The sequence below is a fragment of the Lysinibacillus sp. NPDC058147 genome (genome assembly GCF_042884205.1).
In the GTDB taxonomy this organism is placed as follows: Bacteria; Bacillota; Bacilli; order Bacillales_A; family Planococcaceae; genus Lysinibacillus.
On record NZ_JBHVUJ010000006.1, the window covers coordinates 15,909 to 40,818 of the forward strand.

At 36.6% G+C, this 24,910-nt stretch carries 22 protein-coding genes; 7 read left to right on the top strand and 15 right to left on the bottom strand.

Annotated features, from left to right (window positions below; all coding sequences use genetic code 11):
• Window positions 1-115: 115 nt before the first annotated feature.
• The 5 genes from cshA to ACFVT8_RS17320 all read right to left on the bottom strand — a co-directional run bounded on the left by cshA (window position 116) and on the right by ACFVT8_RS17320 (window position 6,274).
• On the bottom strand, window positions 116-1,642 hold the full coding sequence (gene cshA / locus ACFVT8_RS17300) for a degradosome RNA helicase CshA (RefSeq protein ID WP_387084219.1): 1,527 nt from the start codon (window positions 1,640-1,642) through the stop codon (window positions 116-118).
• Window positions 1,643-1,993: 351 nt separating this feature from the next.
• A complete protein-coding gene (locus ACFVT8_RS17305; protein ID WP_387084221.1) occupies window positions 1,994-2,686 on the bottom strand; it encodes an alpha/beta hydrolase in 693 nt (230 codons plus the stop codon).
• Window positions 2,687-2,771: 85 nt separating this feature from the next.
• Window positions 2,772-4,139, bottom strand: a complete 1,368-nt coding sequence (locus ACFVT8_RS17310) for a UDP-N-acetylmuramoyl-tripeptide--D-alanyl-D-alanine ligase (protein ID WP_387084223.1) — start codon at window positions 4,137-4,139, stop codon at window positions 2,772-2,774.
• Window positions 4,140-4,150: 11 nt separating this feature from the next.
• Entirely contained in the window at window positions 4,151-5,230 is a 1,080-nt protein-coding gene (locus ACFVT8_RS17315) for a D-alanine--D-alanine ligase (protein WP_387084225.1), read from the bottom strand.
• A gap of 291 nt (window positions 5,231-5,521) precedes the next feature.
• The gene (locus ACFVT8_RS17320) at window positions 5,522-6,274 is read right to left on the bottom strand and encodes a hypothetical protein (protein ID WP_387084227.1); all 753 of its coding nucleotides are present in this window, start codon (window positions 6,272-6,274) and stop codon (window positions 5,522-5,524) included.
• A 630-nt stretch (window positions 6,275-6,904) separates the two neighbouring features.
• On the opposite strand from ACFVT8_RS17320, the gene ACFVT8_RS17325 reads away from it, so the two are divergent.
• Complete coding sequence (locus ACFVT8_RS17325; RefSeq protein WP_387084229.1) at window positions 6,905-8,092, top strand: FtsW/RodA/SpoVE family cell cycle protein; 1,188 nt, start codon at window positions 6,905-6,907, stop codon at window positions 8,090-8,092.
• A 63-nt stretch (window positions 8,093-8,155) separates the two neighbouring features.
• On the opposite strand, the gene ACFVT8_RS17330 is transcribed toward ACFVT8_RS17325, so the two are convergent.
• Window positions 8,156-8,293: an Lmo0850 family protein gene (locus ACFVT8_RS17330; RefSeq protein ID WP_166672133.1), complete on the bottom strand. Its 138-nt coding sequence runs from the start codon at window positions 8,291-8,293 to the stop codon at window positions 8,156-8,158.
• Between the two features lie 753 nt (window positions 8,294-9,046).
• Between ACFVT8_RS17330 and ACFVT8_RS17335 the strand changes: the two genes are divergently transcribed.
• The 3 genes from ACFVT8_RS17335 (at window position 9,047) to cls (ending at window position 12,771) form a co-directional block, all read left to right on the top strand.
• Window positions 9,047-10,207 (top strand): MFS transporter, encoded by a 1,161-nt coding sequence (locus ACFVT8_RS17335; protein ID WP_387084231.1) that lies wholly within the window; start codon window positions 9,047-9,049, stop codon window positions 10,205-10,207.
• A 98-nt stretch (window positions 10,208-10,305) separates the two neighbouring features.
• Window positions 10,306-11,097: a YwqG family protein gene (locus tag ACFVT8_RS17340; protein ID WP_387084233.1), complete on the top strand. Its 792-nt coding sequence runs from the start codon at window positions 10,306-10,308 to the stop codon at window positions 11,095-11,097.
• A gap of 216 nt (window positions 11,098-11,313) precedes the next feature.
• Complete coding sequence (gene cls / locus ACFVT8_RS17345; protein ID WP_387084235.1) at window positions 11,314-12,771, top strand: cardiolipin synthase; 1,458 nt, start codon at window positions 11,314-11,316, stop codon at window positions 12,769-12,771.
• Window positions 12,772-12,829: 58 nt separating this feature from the next.
• Here the strand turns inward: cls and ACFVT8_RS17350 are convergent, their stop codons facing one another.
• The 4 genes from ACFVT8_RS17350 to ACFVT8_RS17365 form a co-directional block, all read right to left on the bottom strand.
• Window positions 12,830-13,591, bottom strand: coding sequence for a M15 family metallopeptidase (locus ACFVT8_RS17350; protein ID WP_387084237.1), 762 nt, complete (start codon window positions 13,589-13,591; stop codon window positions 12,830-12,832).
• A 237-nt stretch (window positions 13,592-13,828) separates the two neighbouring features.
• A complete protein-coding gene (locus ACFVT8_RS17355) occupies window positions 13,829-14,077 on the bottom strand; it encodes a hypothetical protein (RefSeq protein ID WP_387084239.1) in 249 nt (82 codons plus the stop codon).
• A 55-nt stretch (window positions 14,078-14,132) separates the two neighbouring features.
• Window positions 14,133-14,894, bottom strand: a complete 762-nt coding sequence (gene yidC, locus ACFVT8_RS17360) for a membrane protein insertase YidC (protein WP_387084241.1) — start codon at window positions 14,892-14,894, stop codon at window positions 14,133-14,135.
• 269 nt (window positions 14,895-15,163) lie between these two features.
• Window positions 15,164-15,958: a helix-turn-helix transcriptional regulator gene (locus ACFVT8_RS17365; RefSeq protein ID WP_053481947.1), complete on the bottom strand. Its 795-nt coding sequence runs from the start codon at window positions 15,956-15,958 to the stop codon at window positions 15,164-15,166.
• A gap of 507 nt (window positions 15,959-16,465) precedes the next feature.
• Here ACFVT8_RS17365 and ACFVT8_RS17370 point away from each other — a divergent pair.
• The 3 genes from ACFVT8_RS17370 (at window position 16,466) to ACFVT8_RS17380 (ending at window position 20,306) form a co-directional block, all read left to right on the top strand.
• Window positions 16,466-17,116, top strand: coding sequence for a LytTR family DNA-binding domain-containing protein (locus ACFVT8_RS17370; RefSeq protein WP_370043833.1), 651 nt, complete (start codon window positions 16,466-16,468; stop codon window positions 17,114-17,116).
• Between the two features lie 403 nt (window positions 17,117-17,519).
• Window positions 17,520-19,040 carry a succinyl-CoA:acetate CoA-transferase ScpC gene (scpC, locus tag ACFVT8_RS17375; protein WP_387084244.1) on the top strand — a complete coding sequence of 507 codons (1,521 nt, stop codon included), beginning with the start codon at window positions 17,520-17,522 and terminating at the stop codon, window positions 19,038-19,040.
• A 120-nt stretch (window positions 19,041-19,160) separates the two neighbouring features.
• Window positions 19,161-20,306, top strand: coding sequence for an MFS transporter (locus ACFVT8_RS17380; RefSeq protein WP_387084246.1), 1,146 nt, complete (start codon window positions 19,161-19,163; stop codon window positions 20,304-20,306).
• 13 nt (window positions 20,307-20,319) lie between these two features.
• Here ACFVT8_RS17380 and ACFVT8_RS17385 read toward each other — a convergent pair whose 3' ends face one another.
• The 5 genes from ACFVT8_RS17385 to mntR all read right to left on the bottom strand — a co-directional run bounded on the left by ACFVT8_RS17385 (window position 20,320) and on the right by mntR (window position 24,200).
• Complete coding sequence (locus ACFVT8_RS17385; protein WP_387084248.1) at window positions 20,320-20,628, bottom strand: hypothetical protein; 309 nt, start codon at window positions 20,626-20,628, stop codon at window positions 20,320-20,322.
• Window positions 20,629-21,401: 773 nt separating this feature from the next.
• The gene (locus ACFVT8_RS17390) at window positions 21,402-21,683 is read right to left on the bottom strand and encodes a GNAT family N-acetyltransferase (RefSeq protein ID WP_387084250.1); all 282 of its coding nucleotides are present in this window, start codon (window positions 21,681-21,683) and stop codon (window positions 21,402-21,404) included.
• Between the two features lie 138 nt (window positions 21,684-21,821).
• Window positions 21,822-22,736, bottom strand: coding sequence for a DUF1002 domain-containing protein (locus tag ACFVT8_RS17395; protein WP_387084252.1), 915 nt, complete (start codon window positions 22,734-22,736; stop codon window positions 21,822-21,824).
• A gap of 146 nt (window positions 22,737-22,882) precedes the next feature.
• A complete protein-coding gene (locus ACFVT8_RS17400; protein WP_387084254.1) occupies window positions 22,883-23,740 on the bottom strand; it encodes a CvfB family protein in 858 nt (285 codons plus the stop codon).
• Between the two features lie 40 nt (window positions 23,741-23,780).
• Window positions 23,781-24,200: a transcriptional regulator MntR gene (mntR, locus tag ACFVT8_RS17405; RefSeq protein ID WP_053481939.1), complete on the bottom strand. Its 420-nt coding sequence runs from the start codon at window positions 24,198-24,200 to the stop codon at window positions 23,781-23,783.
• Window positions 24,201-24,910 lie beyond the last annotated feature (710 nt).

The window sequence follows — 24,910 nt, forward strand, 5'->3', positions numbered from 1 at the left end:
TTCTTAGACTGGGTTCCTCTATTTCAACGTGTGCTTGGACACCCACTGAAAAAAGTAAAAAAACCTTACAGCACTTTTGGCTGTAAGGTTTAATATCATTTCCTTGAAGATAAAATTAGTCTTCGTGACGACGTGGTGCGCGTGAACGACCTTGTCCACCTTCACGGCGACCTCCGTCACGGCGTCCGCCTTCTCGACGATTTCCACCGCTTCCTCCACGACGATCTCCGCCACGTCCGCCTTCTCGACGTCCGTTAAAGCTACGGTTACCGCCACGTCCACGATCTCCTCCGCCACGATTGCTAGAACGCTCACGACGCATTGGTAATGGTCGTTCTTCAGTAATTGTTACTGGCGAGTCATCTGGCTCTTTTGTTAATGAACGAAGTGCAGCAGCTACAACATCGATTGCATCATGATTTTCAAGTAATTCTGTCGCAAGTGTACGATAATCACCTAAATCGTTGTTCGCAATAAGACCTTCTAGTGTTTCCAAAGCTAGACGTTGTTGACCCACTAGAGCTTCGTCTGATGTTGGTGGACGAAGTGGTGTCATACGTTTTTTCGTTGTTTCTTCTACAATACGTAGGTAACCCATTTCGCGTGGTGTTACAAATGTTACTGCAAGACCTGATTTACCTGCACGGCCTGTACGACCAATACGGTGAACATAAGACTCAGGATCTTGAGGAATATCGAAGTTATAAACATGTGTTACACCAGAAATATCAAGTCCACGAGCAGCTACATCTGTTGCCACAAGAATATCAATTTTATTTTCTTTAAATTGACGTAACACGGAAATACGTTTCGCTTGGCTTAAATCACCATGAATACCTTCAGCAAGGTAACCACGAATTGATAACGCTTGTGCAAGCTCATCTACGCGGCGTTTTGTACGTCCAAAGATGATAGCAAGTTCTGGTTGGTGAACGTTTAATAAACGAGATAAAATGTCGAATTTTTCACGCTCAGCAGACTTCACAAAGTATTGATCGATGTTATCAACTGTTAATTCTTTTGCTTTAATTTTTACGATTTCTGGATCACGCATAAATGTTTCAGCAATTTTACGAATTGCTGGTGGCATTGTTGCTGAGAACAGTAATGTTTGACGTTCAGTTGGGACGTTTTCTAAGATTGAATTAATATCATCAATAAAGCCCATGTTTAACATTTCATCAGCTTCATCAAGTACCAATGTTTGAACATCTTCTAATTTTAAAGTACGACGATTAATGTGGTCAATTATACGACCAGGTGTACCTACGATAATTTGAGGTTTATTTTTCAGTGCACGGATTTGACGGCCGATTTCTTGACCACCGTAAACTGATAACAATTTTACACGTTTATCATAACCAATTTTATATAGCTCTTCTGAAACTTGAATCGCTAATTCACGAGTCGGTGCAATTACTAATGCTTGGATATTAGGGTTTTTTGGGTCGATTTTTTCGATAAGTGGAATCCCGAAAGCGGCAGTTTTACCTGTACCTGTTTGCGCTTGACCTAATACATCACGGCCTTCAATCGCAAAACGAATAGTACCTTCTTGGATTGGTGTTGCTTCTTCAAATCCCATACGCTTTACAGAGCGTAATGTAGATTCGCTAATATTTAATTCTGAAAAATTTGTCAAACTTCTCAATCTCCTTTTTTTCCTTTTAAGTTGACAAATGGTTACATTTTCAGATGAAGTTGTCGGCAAATTCGAGCCTGTGTTTTGGAACGTTTCCGTTACTTAAAATTTTTCTCTATATGATGGTCATATAGAGCTCTCTTATATGAAAAGGAAAGCCCGGTCTTTACCGAGCGGTTTGATTCTGTCGTAATTATTCACTTTAGAATAAAACCGTTGTGTTCAAAAAAAAGTACTCTTCAATCAAATATGAAGAGTCTTCGCACAAAATGTATCCATTGCTTACACTAGTCTAACATGGGATTAAAACGTATGCAACGATAACGCATGAGTCGTAATAATCTGACTACTTTATGAACTCTTTAAAAACGACAAAACGTAAGAAAACCACTCAGAGCAATCTTCATCATAACATATATGATGCTTCCCATTATCAGAAATATACAAAGTTTTATCGTTTGAGTTTAATTGATCATATAAAAATTGAGCAGTATGATATGGTACTATTCCGTCTAATTTTCCTTGTACAATATACACCGGAATTTTAATATCTTTATAATACGGCTCCACCATTCGAACAAGCTTCATGAATTCTATCGTTGACGATAGTGGCACATGATTAAACTTATGCCGGTATCGTAAATACAGCTCATTATTAGACAGATTACGGTGATATGCCTCAGTGGCAAGCATTTTAAAATCTTTGACCAGTTGCTTTGGACTCACATACTTGGCAGCTGCGCTTAGTAATACTAGCTTTTTCACTTTATAACGCTTAGCTAAATAGAGCGCTATAATGCCACCCATTGAAAACCCAACTACTATTACTTCATCTACTTTTTTAGCAAGCGCGCGAAAAGCGAGTTCGGCATCCATTAACCAATGCTTAGCGGTGAAACCTCGCATTTGTAATTCATCCCCATGCCCTGACAAAGTAGGTTCTTCAATTAGCCAATTTGTATGCGTACGTAAATAGGTAGTAAAAGGTTCTACTTCATAAGGTCCGCCTGAAAATCCATGTATACATAACACACCTACTGACATTTTTTCACCTCTATATATGTAACTCATTTAAATCAAGAATTTAAAGAATCGGTGAGAGAATGTCCCACCGATTCCTTGTTTCATTTTATGACGTAAATGCACGTAAGATTGTTTCTAATTTCATACCCCGAGAGCCTTTTAGTAAAACGATAGACTCCTCATTAGCTTGCTGTAGTTTTTGGATAATTGGCGTGTAATCATCCTCTACATATAGCAAATGTTCCCCATCAAAACGATCTTTTAATACTTCATTTAAATAAGCCATTCGTGGGCCAAATAAACATACATAAGCGATTTCTTCTGCATGAATATCCTTCGATAAATCTTCATGGAAATGCTTTTCATTTGGGCCAAGTTCAAGCATATCACCTAACACAAGCCATTTTTCTGGACGAATCGTTGTCGATGCTATAAATTGAATAGCCGCCTTCATAGAGGTCGGTGCAGCATTGTATGCATCATTAATAAACAAAGCACCATTTGATCCATTCACTTGTTGCATACGCATATCCGTTAGAGCCACTTGTTTTAAAGATGCACGAATTTGGTCATCATTTAAACCTAGCTTTTGAGAAATTAACATGGCGACTAATGTATTTTTTACCTGATGCTTCCCGAGAACTGAGATAAAGAAGTCACCTTCAATCACACCATGTGTAGAGAAGCTACTACCATTAGCTGTTGCTTCAATATTTTCTGCATACAATAGATTGCCATGCTCTAAGCCAAATGCCACTGCATTTAACTGCTGCTCTTTCGCAACTAGTTCTTGAAGCAGCGGTTCATCCCCATCATAAAATAGCACTCCATCCGGTTGCATTCCTTGAATTATTTCAAACTTAGCTTTAGCAATTCCGGCACGTGAGCCTAAATCTTGCATATGAGCCTCACCAATGTTTGTAATCACTGTCATATGCGGACGAGCAAGCTTCGTTAAAAATTCTATTTCACCAAAACCACTCATTCCCATTTCAAGTACAGCGACATCAGTATCTTCATCTAGCTGTAAAACCGTAATAGGTAAACCTAGTTCATTATTAAAATTCCCTATGGTCTTTTGTACTTTAAAAAACGGTGTTAGCGTTCCTGCTAAAATATCTTTCGTCGATGTTTTACCGTTAGAACCAGTAATGCCTATAAATTTCGCTTTATGCTCACTACGATAGGCACGAGCCATTTGCTGAAGCGCTAATTCTGGATCATCAACAAAGAGTAACGGCACACCTTGTGGTGGATTTGGTTCATCTTTCTGCCAAAGAGAAGCACCTGCGCCTTTTTCAAAGGCCTGCAGAACAAATTTATGTCCATTGGCTGTCTCACCACGAAATGGTACAAACAGGTCCCCTTGTTGAATTGTACGTGTATCAATGGAAATACCTGATACGACCGTGTCACCAAAAGCTGACACTTCATCATTTAACCATGTAGCTAACTGCTTTAATGTTTTTTTCACAATAATCCCACTCAGTCTTTTTTATAGTGAAGCTGTTGTTTTTCTTCAAAACGTTCAATTGCTAGGGTAATCAGACGATTTATAAGCTCAGGGTAGCTTACATTTGTATGCTGCCAAAGCAGAGGATACATGCTAACAGGTGTAAAACCTGGCATTGTATTCACTTCGTTTATATAAATGCTGTTATCGGCCGTCACAAAAAAGTCCGCACGAACTAAACCGCTTCCATCAATAGCTTTGAACGCACGCTTTGCTAGCTCCTGTAAGCTTGATACTGTATCTTTAGAAAGCTCCGCTGGAATAATAAGCGCTGTTGAGCCATCTTTATATTTAGAGTCATAATCATAAAATTCTGTTACAGGTTTAATTTCACCAGGTACAGACACTTCCGGGAAGTCATTTCCTAGCACAGCTAGTTCGATCTCACGAGCGACAATACCTTGCTCAATTACAATTTTACGATCATACTGTAAGGCTATTTCGATAGCCTTCACTAATTCATCACGATTTGTTGCCTTGCTAATTCCGACACTTGATCCTAAGTTTGCAGGTTTCACAAACATCGGCCAATCCAACTTATCTTCACAACGAGCAAGGATTGCCTCCTGTTCACTAGCCCACTCACCACGAATGAAGTACGTATACGGCACTTGTGGTAAGCCTGCAATTTCAAATAATTGCTTCATGATTACTTTATCCATGCCAGTTGCTGATGCTAACACACCATTTCCTACATACGGCAAATTTAGAACCTCAAGTAAGCCTTGAACAGTTCCATCCTCACCATTAGTACCATGAAGTAATGGGAAAATTACATCGAATTGTACAGATTTACCATCTTTATCAATTAAAAAATCTGTAATATTATTTTCTAAAATTGTGGCATCATCACCAAATTGTAATTCTTCAATTGTGCTTGCAGGTTTTATTAGACGATCACCACGGCGCCATTCCCCTTCAAGCGTGATGAAAATCGGATATACTTCATACTCCTCGAAATTCAAAGCTCCAGTGACTGCACGTGCTGTCGACAATGACACCTCATGCTCTGCTGACTTTCCACCGTATAATAAACCGATTCTTTTTTTCATTTTTGTGCCCTCCACATACTTCTTGAGTACTATTAGTTTATCATGAAACGTCTTGACAAATGACATAAAAATCTCACCGTTATTTTGACGGTGAGATTTGAGTGTATATTCATTCTACGTACAAATGAATAGATCAATTATGCCTAGGCATAATTGCGTAAGGAATCAGCTTTGTGGTTAGGTCTGCACGAAGGCCGACACGATGTCGGTCATTTCGGTAATGCCACAGGATAGCGTTCTTAGACTAAGTTCCTCTATTTCAGCGGGTGTTTGGATACCTGCTGAAATAAGTTAAATAATATAAATCAATTCATCGTGCTCATTTTTCAATATTGTATTTAAATCATCCCATACCTCATCAGGGAAGGAATATTCTGACAGATTGCGAATTTCGATACCGTATGCTACTTTAGGTTTTTCAATTCGATACAATGATAATAGTGCTCCGTCTTTAGTAAAAGAACGATAGGCACGTAAAAATTCCGGTGAAATAGAAGGAATACTCGATTTCACTTTCCGCCTCCAAAAACCATTACTACGTTCCTTTTCACGGATCAAACTGTTCAAAACATTCGCAATGAGTAAATCAAAATCACTTAAATGGCGAAAATAAATTTTAGTCATTTTCTCTAAGTCTGAAGAATAGTAGACAAATCGATTTTGCAATTTATTAAAAAATGGTGAAGTAATCGGTTCCTTTTTATGACTTATGTAAAGCAATTCTCCTTGTTCCATCGGTGTTAGTTGGTCTAGCCTCTTCTCATCCATAAAGTCTATCCAACACAATTCTTTGGAATCAGTAGCTTTCTTTACAAACTTAGGTACTTCCTCTTCTGGTATATAATCAAACTGTGTATGCATATTAAAGGAACCATCTTCATAGGAATGTTTCAATAACAGTAAGTGATGCAGTGGTTCAAGTGCAGCCACAAATTGCGAGAATTTAAGCCCGCTAAAAATAACAAATTTATCGACATCATTCATATGAACATAAATATGATACATAAAATCTTCTGCTGACTTCAATTTTTTAGCCACAACCATCACCCCATTCTTCACTACATTATAAAACTAAACATGCATTTTTTGAAACATTTTATGCTAATAATCGTCATAACAATATTCACAGGCGTAAAAGTGTTTTTTACGGTATAATATGAATGTTAAAAATGCTATTGTATATCTGTTTTTAACCACTCTGAATGAACAAATTTTAAAAAATATAATTCTATTCATTTTTTACAAATATCTACGAGGATTCTAAGCCAAAAGCAAGTGTCGAACCTCATCGTTAATATACTTATTTCGGCATCAATTTTTACCTCTTGACCTAAGGTGAATACTCCTTCAATTATGCCTTGGCATAATTGTGTTCGGAATTGGCTTTGTGCTCTGGACTGCACGGCTGGTCTGTTAGCCGTTATCGTATGGATGCGATGATTTTAGGTAACATCCTTTATCAATCTCCTTTCCGATTCCGCGACATTCGCCGGAGGCCTTAACTTCTTTCGAGGGTGTTTGAAAAGTAGCTTAAATCAACATTCACCTCACCAGCGAAAAAAGTGGGAGACTTTTGTTGAAAGAAGTTAAATATATTTGGTAGCATATTGAATTGGAATTAACTTGAATCAAATTTACTCATGAAGAGATACTATATTAATTTAGGTGGCTTGTATGGAAAATAAACGAAATTTCGCGAATCGTTTTGACTGGACGCTCGCTTTTATACTTTTAACCTTCCTAGTCATAAGTTTGTTAGCCATTGCGTCGGCGCAAACATCAGGTCAGTATGGCACTAACTATGTTCCTAAACAATTGCAATGGTACGTCATTTGCTCAGTAATTATTGGAATAGTTATGTTTTTTGAACCTGACCAATATAAAAAAATGTCTTGGTATATGTACGGTGCAGGCATTTTCTTATTAGTACTGCTTATCTTCATGCCAGAAGGACCAGGACAAATCGGTGAACGTATTAATAGTGCAAAAAGCTGGTATAAGACACCTCTAGGGAATATTCAACCCTCTGAGTTTATGAAAACCTTTTACATTCTAGCACTTGCTCGACTTATTAGTAAGCACAACGAAGTTTATTCTTTTAGATCCATAAAAACGGACTTCATATTGCTAGGTAAAATCGCTGCTACACTATTACTACCTCTAGCTCTTATTATGAAACAGCCTGACCTCGGTTCGGCATTAGTATTTTTCGCCATTACAGCTGCTGTTGTCATCGTAGCAGGTATAACATGGAAAATAATTTTACCAACTTTAATAGGTGGCGCTTTAGTAGGTGGTACTCTTTTATGGATGGCACTCTATATGCAGAGTTTTTTAGAGAAAACGTTCGGCTTAAAACCATATCAGTTTGCTCGAATCTATTCTTGGTTAGATCCATATTCATATTCTTCTAGTGAAGGATACCATTTAATAACTTCTTTAAATGCCATTGGTTCTGGTGAAATTTTCGGTAAAGGTTTCCGCGGTCGTGAAGTTTACGTTGCCGAAAATCATACCGATTTCATTTTTACGGTTATCGGAGAAGAATGGGGTTTTATTGGTGCAAGTATCGTTATTTGTATTTTCTTTTTATTAATCTATCATTTAACAAAAACTACACTATTATTGAAAGATCCATTCTCAACATATGTATGCGCTGGTATTATTGCAATGATTACATTCCACGTACTTGAAAATATCGGTATGACTATTCAGCTTTTACCTATTACCGGCATTCCTCTACCGTTTATCAGTTACGGGGGAAGTTCATTGATGGGGAACTCGCTAGCCATCGGCCTTGTTTTCAGTATGCGTTTCCATTATCGTACTTACATGTTTACTACTCACGATGATGATGATTAATGATGGATATAAAAAATGGGTAGTCTCAATTACGAGACTACCCATTTTCATTTGTAAAACGAGTTAAGCTTGAACTTGCGGAGTTTGCGTTGGTGGTGTGAGCACTTTTAAAAGTTCAAGTCGAGACTTTGTTACAGTGGCTGTTACACCCAACTTAGATAAATTCGAAACGATTTTTTTCAAATCTACTTCTTTTTTCATACATTCCACCTCAATCTTTCCTCGAATTTATATAACGTTTTATTTCCAAAAAAGTTTCATTTTTGCAAGTGTATGATGTCTGACGAGTTAATCTCTTTCTATCATACCATTTAACTCTGCTTTAAAATTTTTCATTTCTGTTACAATGTAAATTTTTCCTTCACATACTATTTACCATCTCATCATCAAAGCGTAGGGTTGATTTCCGTTCCAACTGAGCACTTAGGCTGACACTTCGCTTTCGCACAGAGCAAAGCTTCCTGGGGGCGTCCGATGAACCGCTGATCCCTAAGCTGTCGCCCTGGCTCCACTCCAATCAACTATAAAGTGTTAATAAACTTATTTACCACTAAATAACAAAAATTAAACATAAAAAATTAAAATGCCGATATACCCTCTAGTAGTATACCCCAGAGATAAATTAATACACTATGCGACAATCGATACAAAAAATTAAAAATGGAATGAGTCCTTTTAGTTACTTTAAAGCTCATTATTAATTTTTAGTATCAATATAATTTCATTGTTAACAGTCTGCAGTTTTTTATACATTGTTTTAACCTCTTTCCCTACTACATCGCATTAACTCTAATCACTTGTATACATGTCATGCGTTTTAACAAACGTCATCCCCTACTTTTAGTAATGAACCATTAAGCACTTAAATTGTTTTGTCTTCCGTTATCTTGTAATAACAATAACAAGAGAGGTAGAATATACATACTAAAATACTGTAAGAAAGCAGGGTACTTTATGAAAAAGGCAATTTTGTTATTAATGTCTGTTCAATTCCTCGTCTACCTTGGATTTGGAATTATTATACCTGTCTTACCCGAGGTTGTAGTTCAGCAAAATTGGGATGATATACACGTAGGTGGCTTGCTTACAGTGTACTCGCTTGCAAGTTTTTTCACTGCACCACTTTGGGGTATGCTATCCGATAAGGTGGGACGTAAGCAACTTATATTAATGGGCCTAGTTGGTTTTAGCTTAAGCTTTGTTATTTTCTCATTATTTATTGATAATTTAGCAATGTTGTACATCTCGCGTGTTGTGGGCGGTTTATTCTCGGGCGCACTATATACAGCTGTAACAGGCTTTGTAGGAGATATGTCGAGTGAGGAGGATCGCAATAAATATATGGGTCTCATGGGCATGTCCATTGGGCTCGGTTTTATTTTCGGTCCAGCAATTGGTGGTATGCTCGGGCATTATAGTTTGCAAATGCCATTTGTCGCTTCAGCAACACTAATTGCACTATTATTTATTTATGCAAGTTTCGTTTTAAAAGAACCTACAAAACGAAAAGATACAAATAAACGTGCAATTGTGCCAAAGGGTGCTACTAAAATGTTGCAGTACCGTGTGCGTTATTTATTTATGTTTTCATTTTTAGTTACTTTTATGCTGGCAGGAGTAGAAGCTACGTTCCAGCTGTTCCAAATTGATCGAATTCAAATTACACCATTACAAATTGGATATTTGTTTATGTTTAGCGGCTTTGTAGATGCAGCTATTCAAGGCGGTGTTGTTAGACGTATTAAAAATGGAAGCGAGACAACTTGGTTAATAAGTGCACAAATTGTCACTGCTATGGGTATGCTTTTATTCACTTTAACAGCCAACCTATTTATGGCAGGTTTTGCCCTTTGCGTTTTTACAGCAGGAAATGCACTAGCAAGAACATGCGTCGTATCTCTTTCAACTAAAGAATCTGGTGGTCAATATGGGACTGCAGCGGGTCTTTCCTATTCAATGGATAACCTAGGGCGCATTCTAGGTCCACTATTCTTCACTTGGTTATTTACTTTACAATCTAGTTTAGGCTATTATACTTCAGCAGCAATAGCCGTCGTTTCAATAAGTTTAATATTTATTTTTAAAGCATCAAATAAATCTCTACGCTTTGAATAATTTGTTGGTAAAAAGCCATAACTTAGTAGTAATTCGAAGTATACCGAACACATCAAGGAATATTGGACTCCTTAAAGCGGAATATCGGAGGGCTCTACATGAACAAAACAACAAATCTTTTACTTCCAAAGGAGCTAGAATCTTTTCGTTTTGAAATTGAAGATACACTACTTTCAGCAATGATTATCACACCATATAAACGTTCAACTATGTTAACGGAAAGTAAATTTGCTGGGGAACCTTATTTACCTTATTACCAACCGTATCCGAGAGATATTACAGGTGAGCCTATGCGACTTTTAGCCCAAATTAACTTTGCAGAAATGCCACCACTAAAGGATTTCCCATCTCAGGGTATTTTACAATTTTTTATTTCATCGAATATTTTCGTGAATGCTGATCATTATCACGAGGATATTTTCCAGCAATTCTATAAAATACGTTTTTATCCTACCTTAGATTTTGAAGCGACTGTCCCTAAACAGGAGTTTTCAGCACAAAAAGCAGATGATCTGTTCCCTATTGATCAGGAGTTAGCATTACAATTCCAACTGGTCCAAGAACCTGTTTCTGCTTTAGATTATCGTGCGGTACACTATTTACCAACATTAATTCCATCATCAGAAGATGTTGATTTACGGGAGATTTATCTACAACACTTCTTAGGGGCTGGAGCTAAAATTGGCGGCTATGCCTATTTTTTAGAGGAGGATATCCGTCACGAATCGCAGCTCCTTAAACGCTATGATGTATTGTTACTCCAAATCGACTCTAATGATGAAATCGGTATTATGTGGGCCGATAGTGGCGTTGGGAAATTTTTTATTAACCGAGAAAAGCTTCTTCAAAAGGATTTTTCTGATATTCTATTTCAATGGGAGCATTACTAATATTTATCTTTACTCAGGCAAATGTATGCTGTAGCGAAAAGCGAAGCGGTAGCTTACAACCATTACGACACGGCGAAATTATTTTTTGGATTACCTCGTTCTAGTTTCGGAGGTAATCCTTTTCCATGCTTACTAACAAATTTCGTATCTTCTTTCCACATATAAAGTAAGTTATACTAGACATATTGCGAAAATATAGTAAAGGCAGGTGTAGGAATGAGTATTTTTACAGACTTTGGATATCTAGTATCTTTAATTATGTTTGTTAATATTTTAGCAGCAATGGTCATAATTTTTTTAGAGCGTAAAGATGCCACTTCTACATGGGCATGGATTCTCGTACTATTTTTCATTCCATTAGGTGGTTTTATTTTATACTTGCTATTCGGACGACAATTACGGCGAAAGCATTTATTCCGTTGGGAAGGACGCAAGGATATTGGTATCGATAATCTCATTAGTTATCAGACAGAAGCGATCCGAGATGATACGTTCGAGTTTCGTATAGAAAATGCGGAACAATATAAAGAAATGATTTATATGCATCTTAAAACAAATAATGCTGTATTAACGCAGGACAACCACATTGATATTTTTGATGATGGTGCAAATAAATTTGAGCAGCTTTTAAAAGATATTGAGGCAGCAAAAGATCATATTCACATTCAATATTATATTTTCCGACTAGATGACTTAGGTACACGCATTATTACTAAACTTATTAAAAAAGCAAAGCAGGGGGTTAAGGTAAGAATCTTATATGATGAAATGGGCTCACGCAACGTTAAAAAACGTCATTTCAAGGAATTGCTTAATGCGGGCGGTGAAATTGAAGTATTTTTCCCATCAATTTTTCCACTTATAAACCCTCGTTTAAATTTTAGAAATCACCGAAAAATCGTTGTGATTGATGGCCGTATTGGTTACATCGGTGGGTTTAATGTCGGGGATGAGTATCTTGGTCTAAAAAAGAAGTTCGGCTATTGGCGAGATACTCATTTACGCATTGAAGGTAGTGCCGTACATCCATTACAAACACGCTTTTTACTTGATTGGAATCAAGCTTGCGCACAACAGAAAATGGGTTATTCGGATCGTTACTTCCCTGCTATTCCGAAAAAAGGCGATGTAGGCCTACAAATCGTTTCTAGCGGCCCCGACTCTGAATGGGAACAAATTAAAATTGGTTATTTAAAGCTTATCAATATGGCAAAAAAATATATATATATCCAAACGCCATATTTCATACCTGATGCTAGTTTTTTAGAAGCTATTAAAATTGCAACGCTTTCAGGCATTGATGTAAGGATCATGATTCCAAATAAGCCTGATCATATGTTTGTTTATTGGGCTACATACTCATACGTAGGACAATTATTGCGTGCAGGAGCAAAAGTTTATATTTATGAAAAGGGCTTTATTCACGCTAAAGCAATTATTATTGACGATGAAGCATCTACAGTAGGCACTGCAAACCTAGACGTACGAAGTTTCAGTTTGAATTTTGAAGTCAATGCATTTATTTATGACTCAACGATATCACATCAGCTTGCTGAGCTGTTTGAAAAGGATATTTTTGATTGTACTGAATTGACTTGGGAAATGTACAAAAATCGTTCTACACTGATTAAGTTTAAAGAATCAGTTTCACGTTTATTAACACCTATCTTGTAGAATGTAGAAAAGGAAGAGAACTAGTTCATTAATTATGAACTAGCTCTCTTCCCTTTTTTTATTTCACACCTAAATATTCTTCTAGCGTACTATTTTGTTTTTTAATGTCTTTTGCTATGTCTACACCAACATAACGGTAATGCCATGACTCATACATATAACCCGTGATGTCTTCTTTATTTTGTGGGAATCGTAAAATAAAGCCGTAGTCTTGTGCATGCGTAAATAACCATTGTCCAGCTGGTGTTTCACCGAATTCTTCAGTTAGCCATAAATTATTTTTGTCGCGCTCCCCTATATCAAAGGCTAAACCTGTTTGATGCTCTGAATAACCAGGTCGAGCACTATAGCGATCAGCTGCAGCCTGCCCATCACGTTTAGCATAGTTATTATATAATGTTGTTTGATATTCAAAAGATCGATAGCCGCTAAAAGCAACTAAATCAAAACCTTGTTGTTTCGCTGCGGCAAACATTTTGTTTAGAGCTTGACGTGCCTCAGGATTTTCTTCAGGCGCAAAGGTAGATGGTAGCGGATATATTTTATTCGCTAATAAAATACCCTTAATATATGTCGGCTCAGTTGGTAATGTTTGATTTGGTACATACCCATTTTCATCTGTCTTCTGCTCTGGCTTCACCTTTTTTGGCTCTTCTTTTGCAGGTGAATCTTTTTTAGTTGTTTCTGCTGTTTGTTGCTCTTCTTCATCTGATGCATTACTTACCTGTTTATTTTTATAGTTATAAACTACGAAAATAGAGACAATAAGCGCCACTGAAATTACAGCACCTAGGATGAGTGGTAAACGTTTCTTTTTCACTATTTTTTACCCCTTTTAAAATTATCCAGCACTTCATGGCCAGTATCCTCTACCAAAAATTAAATCTATTGTAGAAAGAGTAGTCCTTCAAGTACCGACACTAGTTTTTACTATATTGGTATAGTCTCATTTTAGCACTGTTCACAATTCAGGGTGTAGGTTTTCACCAATTATTTTTCACTCAGTGGATGTCCAAACACCCGCTGAACGAAGTTTAAGCCTCGGCATAATTGATAATTAGTCTGTGAGAATAATAATAAACACTGCTATAGAAGCAATTGCGAAAAAGATTGCCATGTACTTCATCCATTTTGCCTCTTTTATATAACCTTGCTCTTTAAAACTCTTTGCTCTAAAACCATTCGATACGGCAAACATAATTGTCATTGCGAAGACCGCAAAATTAAACTTACCCATGATAATAAATACGATCGCAGCTATACTAAAAATTGCGACTAAAATAGATGATAGCCATTTTATGTTCATCTTGCTGTCCTCCTAAAAAAATCGAGGCTACATAGGCGCCTCGACATAAATTATTTTATGAATTTACTTTTTCCGGATGCTCCGAATAAAATTTTCGGCCGATATATGTTTGAATAATCAACAAAGCACCGCTGACTGACCAGTAAAGTGGTAGGGCTGCCATAGAAGACATCGAGATAAAGACAATCATAATTGGTGAAATATAAATAAACATTTTCATTTGTGCTTTTTGTTGCTCTGGTACTGTCCATAATGATACACGTGCTTGAACTAAATATACAAGACCCGCGACAATCGTCATAGCGATATCAGGTGAACCTAATTTAAACCATAAAAAATCATGCGCTTTCACATCTGTAGAATATAAAATAGAGAAATAAAGACCCATGATAATCGGCATTTGAATTAACATTGGTAGACATCCCATGTTGAGTGGATTGATACCATGTTTTTGATATAATGCCATCATTTCTTGTTGATACTGCGTTTGCTCTTCTTTTGTCTTTGCTTCCTTCATCTTTTTCTGAACAGCTTCCATTTCAGGCTTAAACGCATCCATTTTCATTTTCATCTTTTGCTGCGAACGATAATTTTTTAACATAATCGGCATTAAGATTAAACGAATAAGAACCGTAATAGCAATGATTGCTAAACCATAGCTACCTGAAAACATAGTGTTACCGAAAAATTCTAATAAAAATTCCATTGGTTTTACAAAGATACTATAGAAAAAACCTTCTTTGTTTTGCACAGCTTGACAACCACTAAGAACAAAAACGGCGAGTCCAAGCATTGAAAATAGCTTCAAATTTTTCATTTTTCCACCTACTATATATTTATCAACTAAAATGAAGTATACATTAAAGGGTCTATTTTTATCAAATAGCAAGTGCTAAAATTCCACTGTTATGGATATCATAAAAAAAAGATACGAGCTTTAGCATCGCTAATACGTCCGCATCTATTTATTAATCATATTGTGAATTACTACTAAAGTATACTTCTGGCAATCAACTATGCCTAGGCATAATTGGGCCAGAATCAGCTTTGTGGGCCAGCGGATGTTTGGACACCCGCTGATATAGGTTAAACGTTTTGAAGCTCTGATTCCGCCATTTCAAAACGATAAAATTCATGATGTAGCTCGTCTCGGAAATGTTTTGGCGTTACCCCTGTATATTTTTTGAAGATGCGAGTAAAATAGCTTTGGTTACAGAAATGGAATTGATCTGAAATAGAAGTAATACTTTTATTAGTGTGTCTAAGATAGTACTGTGACTCTTCTACTCGACGTACATTTAGATATTCAACTAGTGTAATACCCACATGTTCTCTAAAAATACGTGATAAGTGACTTGTACTTATATGAAAGTTATTTGCGATGCTTTCTACTGTTAAGTCATTTTCCAATTCATCATTTATATACATAATTACTTTATTAACGGTCTGGTGACGGAAAGTCGGTTGCTTGCGATCTGCGATAAAATAGACAAAGAAATCAATTAAATCGTCAGCGAATTGTAAAAATTCTGCGTCTTTCATTTGATTTTCAATCATATCGTTACACGCAATGTTAAAAGCAAATGCTTTCTTCGAAGGAACTTGATTGTCCAGCAATTTACGAGCAACAATTGACGACAAAACAGAAAAATAACTTCGAACAATTTTAATGACTTGTTTGCCAAAACGTATTGAAAGAATATCAATTAATTCGTGCAAAGATTTCTTAGCCTTTGCCGATTCTAAATGGTAAATTTCAAATATTAATTTCGACTCAATATTAAAAAATTCCTCTACACCGATGTATTGGTTAATACTATCGATTTCCTGAAAGTATCTTTTGGATATCGTTTCTGACATAGAATGTTGATGTAGTTGCATAATCTTCCCCATCTTTCCTCAGATTGCACAAATTGCTTTCACAATTTTTGACACCAATCTACTTATTTCAAAATAAGAAAATAGTATTCCCTTATTAATTGTATGAATTGAGTCATATTTCATAATTATATAATGAATATAACTTAAAAATAACCCAACTAAACCACCAGTTACAAAAAAAAATAGACTATACAGTGAATTTTACCATATTCTGCGATTTCCTTTCAACCACATTTTGTCTTCCATACTAGTTCCAATTTATCATATACACATAGTAGAAACCTCGTAAACATATATACTTACAATTAGATTTTACCATATACATACTAAAATCAATTAGTAATTATTTAAAATTTGTTACAAATTATGTAATGCATTTTGCACATTTATATTTCATCAATCGACATTTCTCTTTTTTATTCCGAAATCTTCTCTATATAATTTATACGAATATGTAGTAAAATAGATGATAATACTATTTTTAAAAGTTTAGACGAGGTGTTAATAGTGGAACCAAGACAAATAGAAGAAATTATGGAGATTATTAAGGAGTTCTTCCCCGAGAATACTTCCATTGCAATTTCCGATACAAACGAATACTTGTACTACCAACCGAGCAAAAAAGTTGATTTAAAAATCAAACCTGGCGACCCTATTAAAGAAGGTTCTGCCGCTCATAAAGCGTTAAACTACGGACAAAAGATTAGCTCATACATTGAGCCCGATGTATTTGGAGTAGCATACTACGGCATGAGTATTCCTTTAATGGAGGAAGGTGAAACTAAGGGTGCTATCACTGCGATCTTCCCACAAAAGCCATCAGCATTTTTAACGAACTACATTACAATCAAAATTGATGATTGCTGGTACCCAATCAAGCATGATCAGGTCATTTACCTTGAAACACAGCTTCGAAAAACATTTGTTAAAACAATGAGTCGTGAAGGATATCACCGCTTAAACCTGAGCGACCTTGAACTGTTTTTAGCGCCTGACTCATTTATACGTTGTCACCGCTCTTATATCGTTAACATTGACTACATTGATGAAATTCAACCAGATTCACATTCAACGTTTTTATTAATCATGAAAGACGGCACTCGTATTCCAGTTAGCCAACGCTACGCAAGTTACTTCCGTCGTTCTTTAGGTTTCTAATTTTCTAAAAAGTACAGCGAACATTCGCTGTACTTTTTTACATTGCTGTTAAATGTATATCACTGATAGTTTGGGATGCCATTGGTTTAAGCTCATGGACCCCAGGAAAGCGCACAGTCGGAACGGAAATTATCCATCATTATGGTGTTTCATCTTTTATTTTTAGAGAATTTACTTTGTAGCTCTACATTAAAACGTTTTCTCTGTCGAAAATTCGTTTTTATGCTCATTTTTCCTGTTTTTACTCAATTTAATGCTATTTCTAAAGTTTTTGTGACAATTTGGTGATAGTATTATTCAAATGGTTGGAGTCATACTACAACTAAATAAACAGAAAATTCTTACACGTTTTTTCTAGTTTTGTAATCGGTTTCCATCAAACTTTTTAGGGGAGGATTTTTTAATGGATGCAAATGTTCAAAAACGCCTAGGCTTAAAAGAACTTGAAAGTAAAATTGTTACTGCTGATGAAGCTGCAGCACTGATCTCTGATGGTGATGTAGTTGGTATGAGTGGATTCACTCGTGCGGGGGATGCGAAAGTTGTTCCTATGGCTTTAGTAGAGCGAGCTAAAAACGAAAAATTCAAAATTGATGTATATACAGGGGCTTCTTTAGGACCTGAAGTTGATAAATACTTAGCTGATGCTGGTGTTATCCGCAAACGTGGACCATTCCAAGGCGATGCAACGATCCGTAATTTAATTAACTCTGGTGATGTCCTATATGTAGACGCTCATCTTTCACATAACGCTGAATTAGTTCGTCAAGGAATTATTGGACCAATTAAATATTTAATTCTTGAAGCTGTTGCTATTACAGAAGATGGACTTATTATCCCAACAAACTCTGTAGGTAACTCACCAATCTTCGCTGATTACGCTGAAAATATTATTGTCGAATTAAATATCTCTCATCCAGAAGCTTTAATAGGTATCCACGATATCTATGTACCAGGTGAGCAAGGTCAACGTGAAGCAATCCCAATGACTGATGCTATGCAACGCATTGGTGAGATCGGTATTAAAGTTGATCCAGCTAAAATTAAAGCGATTGTTATTTCTGAAGAGCCAGATGCTCCTTCATTAATCGTTCCGCCAGATGAAGAAACGCAAACAATGGCGAACATTTTATTAGACTTCTTCCGCGATGAAATTAAAGCTGGTCGCTTAACAAAACAATTAATGCCATTACAATCTGGTGTAGGTTCTGTTGCAAACGCTGTACTTGACGGCTTCGCAAATTCAGAATTTGAAGATTTAGTTGTTGCTTCTGAAGTACTTCAAGATGCTGTATTCAACTTAATTGATGCTGGTAAAGTTAAATTTGCAGCAGCTACTTCAATTACACTGACTGAAGAATTACAGAAAAAAGTATATGGCAATCTAGAGAAATACGCTGACAAAATTTGCCTACGTCCACAAGAAATTTCTAACCACCCAGAGCTTATCCGTCGTTTGGGTCTAATCTCAATCAACACTGCTCTTGAATTAGATATCTATGGCAACGTAAACTCAACACACGTATCAGGTACTCGTATGATGAACGGTATCGGTGGTTCAGGTGACTTTGCACGTAACGCACGTCTAGGTATTTTCGTTACTAAATCATACGCAAAAGGTGGCGCTATCTCTTCAATCGTGCCAATGGTTTCTCACGTAGACCACACTGAACATGATGTTGATGTAATCGTAACTGAGCAAGGTATTGCTGACTTACGTGGTCTTGCACCACAAGAGCGTGTACCTTTAATTATCGAAAACTGTGCACACCCAGATTACAAAGAACAACTTTGGGATTACTATAACCGTGCTCTAGAAGCAACTGGCGGCCATCAAACACCTCATATTTTAGAGGAAGCACTTTCTTGGCACGTAAACCTTGCTAAAAACAAAACAATGAAAAAAGAAATTGCTAAAGCTTAATTTCAAATTTCAGGAACGCCTCATAAGTTAAAAAACTTATGAGGCGTTCTTTTTTATCGGGAATGGTATAATCAGTGTTGGATTATCTTACTAAATACATAATTTTTCATCGGAGGAGTAATGAAGAAACTTATCTATTTAATTATATTCTTTTCATTTTTCGACCTATTTACCCAGCTTCCTATCATGAGTACATATGCTGAATCCTTAGGGGCATCAGCCTTCTTTACTGGCCTGGCTGTAGGTATGTATTCTCTATCCAATACATTTGGTAATATTATCTCTGGTTTTTTAACGGATCGTAAGGGGCCATTCGCTATTTTAATCCTAGGTCTTTTAACAACAGGTCTTTCACTATCACTTTATAATTTAGTAGAAGATCCTATTGTTTTATTAGTAGTCCGCTTTGTACATGGATTAGTTGCGGGCTTTATCGTTCCTGCTGCCTTCACATTTTTAGCAAATGTAACTGAGCAAGAAAAAAGAGGTAAGGGCAGTGCTATCTCTGGAGCATTCGTTGGTATCGCCGCAATAATCGGCCCTGCCTTTAGTGGCATTTTAGCGAGCCGTACTAGCGCACCATTCGTTTTTAATATAACAGCAAGCTTTATGCTCTTGTTGAGTATATTTGCCTTCTTTTTACTAAAATCAAATCAAGTAAAAAAAGAAAAATCTGCACAAATTACAAACATCCCTATTCATGTACTTTTTACTAATACAGGAACATTAAAAGCCTTCTCTAGTGCATTCTTTTTAATGTTTTCTCAAGGGGTTATTGCCTATCTCCTCCCTCTAAAAGTACAATCTTTAGGCTTTGATTCACGCTTAAGCGGAACTTTGATGAGTACATTCGGAATAATTGCTGTACTCATATTTATTTTGCCGACTAACCGTATTTTCGATAGGGTGGCACCAATTAAAACATTATCACTTGGTATTGGTTTAATGGGGGTAAGTCAATTATTAATTAGTCAGGCGGATTCAAGTACGTTACTTTATATTGCAATGGCCTGCTATGGTATCGGATTTGGCTTCTTGTTCCCATCAGTCAATTCACTTTTAATCGACTCTACAACAGCTGATATCCGTGGAAAAGCCTACGGTTACTTTTATGCCTTCTTCTCACTAGGAGTCGTCCTAGGTTCCTCATTACTCGGATGGCTCTCACTAGGCATTGTCGACGGCTTTATATTTACTGGAATTGTATTATTAGTATTTGCAGCGATCATTATATGTACACAAAAAAGACCTTCTCATGTTGAATGAGAAGGTTTTGTTATTATTTATCTTGTTCCTGAATTTCTCCATTGTAGTAATGGATACCTGTATGTCCTCCACCTTCAGCAACCATTTCGTTTGAAGCTATTTTTGTTGGAGACGTTCCAGCTTCTGTCGCTACTTCAGTCGATATACGTTTTGATATGTCTTTGTGCATCTCCATATTCGTTGTATTCAAATAAGATGTTAATTTAGACTTTGCACCATTGAACATACTTAATGCTTTATCACGGTTTTCTTTTTTACTTAAATACGATGCCGCTAAAGCTAACCCTGCAATCACAACACCTGTTCTTTTTCCTTTTGCCATAATAAATCCCTCCCGAAAATATAGAAACTGGCTCTATAATATATCTTTTCCTTATTATTTGAGGACTAAACATAATTTTTATATACGCTTCTGCATATATAAAAAGAAGAGAGATCATCTATAATCCTTCATCTCACCATATAAACAAAGTTCATAGTAAGTCTGTATGTTCCCAGACATAGTAATCATCCTCCTACTAAATTTTATTGCAGATATCTATTCTTACTTATCACCAAAAACTAGGAATGACATTTAAAGTGCCCAATCGACACGGAAATCAATCCCACGTTATGGTAATGAGCTATTTTTCCGTAAATATTTATGATTACAAAGGACAATTAAAGGGAATTAATGTATTAATACTAATAATTGGAGAGTGATTATCATGAAAGATTTGGACTCAGTATATGATTGGGTAGACATGGCTTCATTAATAGGTGGAGCAGGCTTTTTAACATTACTAATTTATAGTATTTTACTGTAAGTAATAGCAAGGATGATTTGAAAAAACCAATTATGACTCGGCATTAATTGGTTTTGATGTAGCTTCGCTTTCACCACAGCGAAACAATGCAGCCGGTATCGGAAAAGAGTCCTTGACATCCGCTGGAAGCTTTAACTTCTTTCAGCGAATGTTTTTATCAAAACATTTACTGAAAAAAGTTAAAAGGCAATCCGCTATCAAGCAAGCAGATTGCCTTATTTACTATTCCGCATTAGAAGATTAATAATCAGTGGGGATGAAAAAAACCCCCACTGATGAAAGTTTCACTTTATTGTTTTACATCATTATAATCATCAGATTTTTCAAATGCTGCAACTACATATGAGCAAACAGCTTCGATTTTATAACCTTGCTCACGTGCATACGTTGCGGCACGATCTAACAATTTTTTGGCCACACCTTGACCACGGAGCTTATCTGATACATATGTGTGATCCATTACCATTACTTGACCCTTTTGCTGCCATGTAATTTCCGCTAATCTTTCCCCTTCTTGCTCATAGACAAATGCAAGTTTATTTTCCGCTAGCTGCTGTAATTGAAATTCCATTTCTCACCACTCCTTTTTATCATAGTAACATAGCCTTTTTCATGTAGCACTTAAAAAAGTCCACACTTGAAAAATAAAAGAATCTGCTTACTTTCCCCTAGGAATCAGGAGAAAGTGTTGCAGATTCTTTTCTATGAATTAATTAAACCATGATGCAATTGTATCCTTTAAATTAGCAAAGAAATTTTTCACACTTTCCCAGAATCCTGTATCTTCCATCAGTGATCCAAATTTATCTTTAATTGTATTGCTAATATCGTCTAATTGTTTAGACCATTTACTAAAATCAATGTCTAGTTTACTAATTTTGTTCATCAAATCAACTAGCAATTGACGGTCCTTATCACTTAATTTAATTTCAAGCTTGTTTAATTGCTCTTGCACAATCTTTTCAACTTCTTCTTTAGTGGCTGGTTTTGATTCTGCAATTTGTTTTTTGATTCCTGTTAGCAATTCTGCAACCTTGGCATCATCTACACCTGCTGATTGCGTTAGAGTAGTTGCTACTGATAGTTCGTCATTTGCAACATCTGTACGATCTGTATCAAGCTTTTCACCCGTTGTTACTTCGTAAGCTTTGTATATTCCCACAAGCGCCGAATGACCTGTTACTGCTTTAGGCGCAGCCACCTGTACTGTTGCGTCTTCAATACCTGCAGTTAGCATGGCATTTGCATACATTTCAGACGTAACTTGTGTAATATTTGATGGTGTAACAATTTCAATAACTAAGCCTTCTCCTGCATTCTTGCGCGTAATTTTGGCAGAAGAATACATACGAGAGCTTGAATTACTATCTTTAATATATTTAGCTAAGTCTTGACCTGAGACCGTTATTTCTTCAACTTCGGGCTCTTCTTTAACTTTTAATGACTCTTTAACGGACTCTTTTTCAGCCTCAGATAAGTTTGCACCGTATACGACAATCGGTACTCCTAGTTTTTCATCAATTGCTTTAGGTGGCGTATTATCTGCTGCAAAACCTGTTGCTGGTGACATCACGCCAAATACTAACATAGTAGCTGTTAGTATTTTCATCCACGTTTTTTTCAAATTGTGTGACCCCTTTCGTAGAAAACTCATTTGGCCCGTATCATGTTTGCCAACCGACAATAATTAGTACGAAAAAAAGACGAGAAGGTTTCAAAGTGGCTCTCGTCATTTTCTTTAATTTATTTAGAAGTATGAATTCTCCTACACTAAATTTCCTCTGTCCAACCGTCCTGCTGTTTCACCTTACCGGCTTTCATAAGTGTACCTAACGCTCGTTTAAATGCACCTTTACTCATTTTAAACATTTCTTGAACTTCATCAGGTGAGGATTTATCGCCAAATGGCATTTTGCCCCCTACCTCTTGTAGATAATTTAAAATTCTTTGTGCATCATCCGAAAGACGCTCATGTTTACGTGGTAAAAGTGAAGCATTCATTGAACCATCATCTTTTACATCAATAATACGAACATCTACGTCTTGTCCAAGACGAGGTTCTGCATTACGCTCTGATTCATGAACAAAAATACGGTACGGAATCTCCACACCTAATAAAAATGAGCCAACTGGTAATAGACGATATGGACGTGCCTTAATGTTTTTATTATGCATTTCTTCAAATGCACCTTCATACAATTCCGAAATTTTTTCTTCAGTTGCTAAACGCCCAAACAAATCACCATTGCGATCTGTGCGTAATGTCATAAATAAATGGTCGCCTGGTGCTGGCCAAAGTTCTTTTATTGCAGGTAAATCTTCAGCTTTTACTAGTACCTCGCGTGACGTTCCAATATCTACAAATGCACCTTCGCGCTCGACTACTTTTAGAACACGAGCCCAGCCATATTCCCCTTGTACGAAAGCTGGAATAGCTGTTGTAGCCGCTAAATCGCCACGACGATCCGCAAATAAAAATACTTCAAGGCGGTCACCTATTGCAAGTGGCTCTGTTACCTCTGAAGCATTTAAGGGCAGTTCGTCAACTCCATTTGTTAAGATCCATTTCGATGCTTGTTGCTCTAATACAGTTAACGTAACAACTTCACCTGATTTTAATTCGTTCATATTGTCTTCCTTTCCTTCTTACCATCATTTTCACAAAACTTTAGAAATTATGATGTGTTCTAGATGCCTCTAGTTTTTTAACGATGTCCGGATTTTCTTCCATTACCTGCACAAGATCCGCAATTCGATCGATTGAGTTCCAACTTAAATGATGTTCAATTCCTTCTACATCATCGTAAATTCGCTCTTCATCTACACCAATGATTCGCAAAAATTGCTCTAGAAGCTCATGACGCTGTACAAGACGTTTTCCTAGCTTTTCTCCTCTAGGCGTCAATGTAAGACCACGGTATTTTTCATAAACTAAATAACCATCTTTATCTAATTTTTGAACCATTTTTGTAACAGAAGAAGGAAGAACAGATAATGCTTCAGCAATGTCAGACACACGAGCATACCCTTTATTAGTAATTAATAAGTATATTTGTTCGATATGGTCTTCCATACTTGGTGTTGGCATATCTTATTCCCTCTCTTTCCTTTTCTTACTCTCTAGTTTACTACAAGCTTGCCTTAAAAGTTAACTGAAAATACATATGCCAGAAAAACAATACATGCGCATCCTAAAAAGAACCAACTTCATATGTTGGCTCCCTTGTAGTTGAAAAATTTGTGTCAATGTAATTAAGGTATCTTTAAATAAAGTATTGTCTTCGGCAAAGCGAGGGGGTGATTTCCGTTCCGTCTGGGCGCTTTCCTGGGGGCGTCCGATGAGCCGCTTGGGGCAACAGGTGTTTTTTGCGCGAAAGCGTAGTGCTAACGTAGCGGCAGCAAAGTGTTTTTGTCTGTGCGAAAGCGTAGTGCAACGTAGCGACAGCAACAGCAGGATGTTGGTCACGAAGGCGTTATCACAGGATGTGATGGTTTTAGCATTCGTTCCTCTATCACTAGTCCCCAAGGAGTCACCCAGTCTCCACTACAATCAACCACTTCACTTAGAGTGTATCTTCTAGTATGACATTCTTATAACGATAAAACGAAACTTCAGCAACAAATGTTTAAAGTGCGAAAGCGAAGCGGCAGCGGCAACATCAGATGTACAAACTCATCAATGTTATAAGTCTATTCAGTTCAATTATAATGAGTAGCCAAAGCGTTCATTTTTTAAATGCATAAAATTTATAATAGCTCCACACTATTGTTGATTGGATTGGAGTGGAGGGAGGCTCG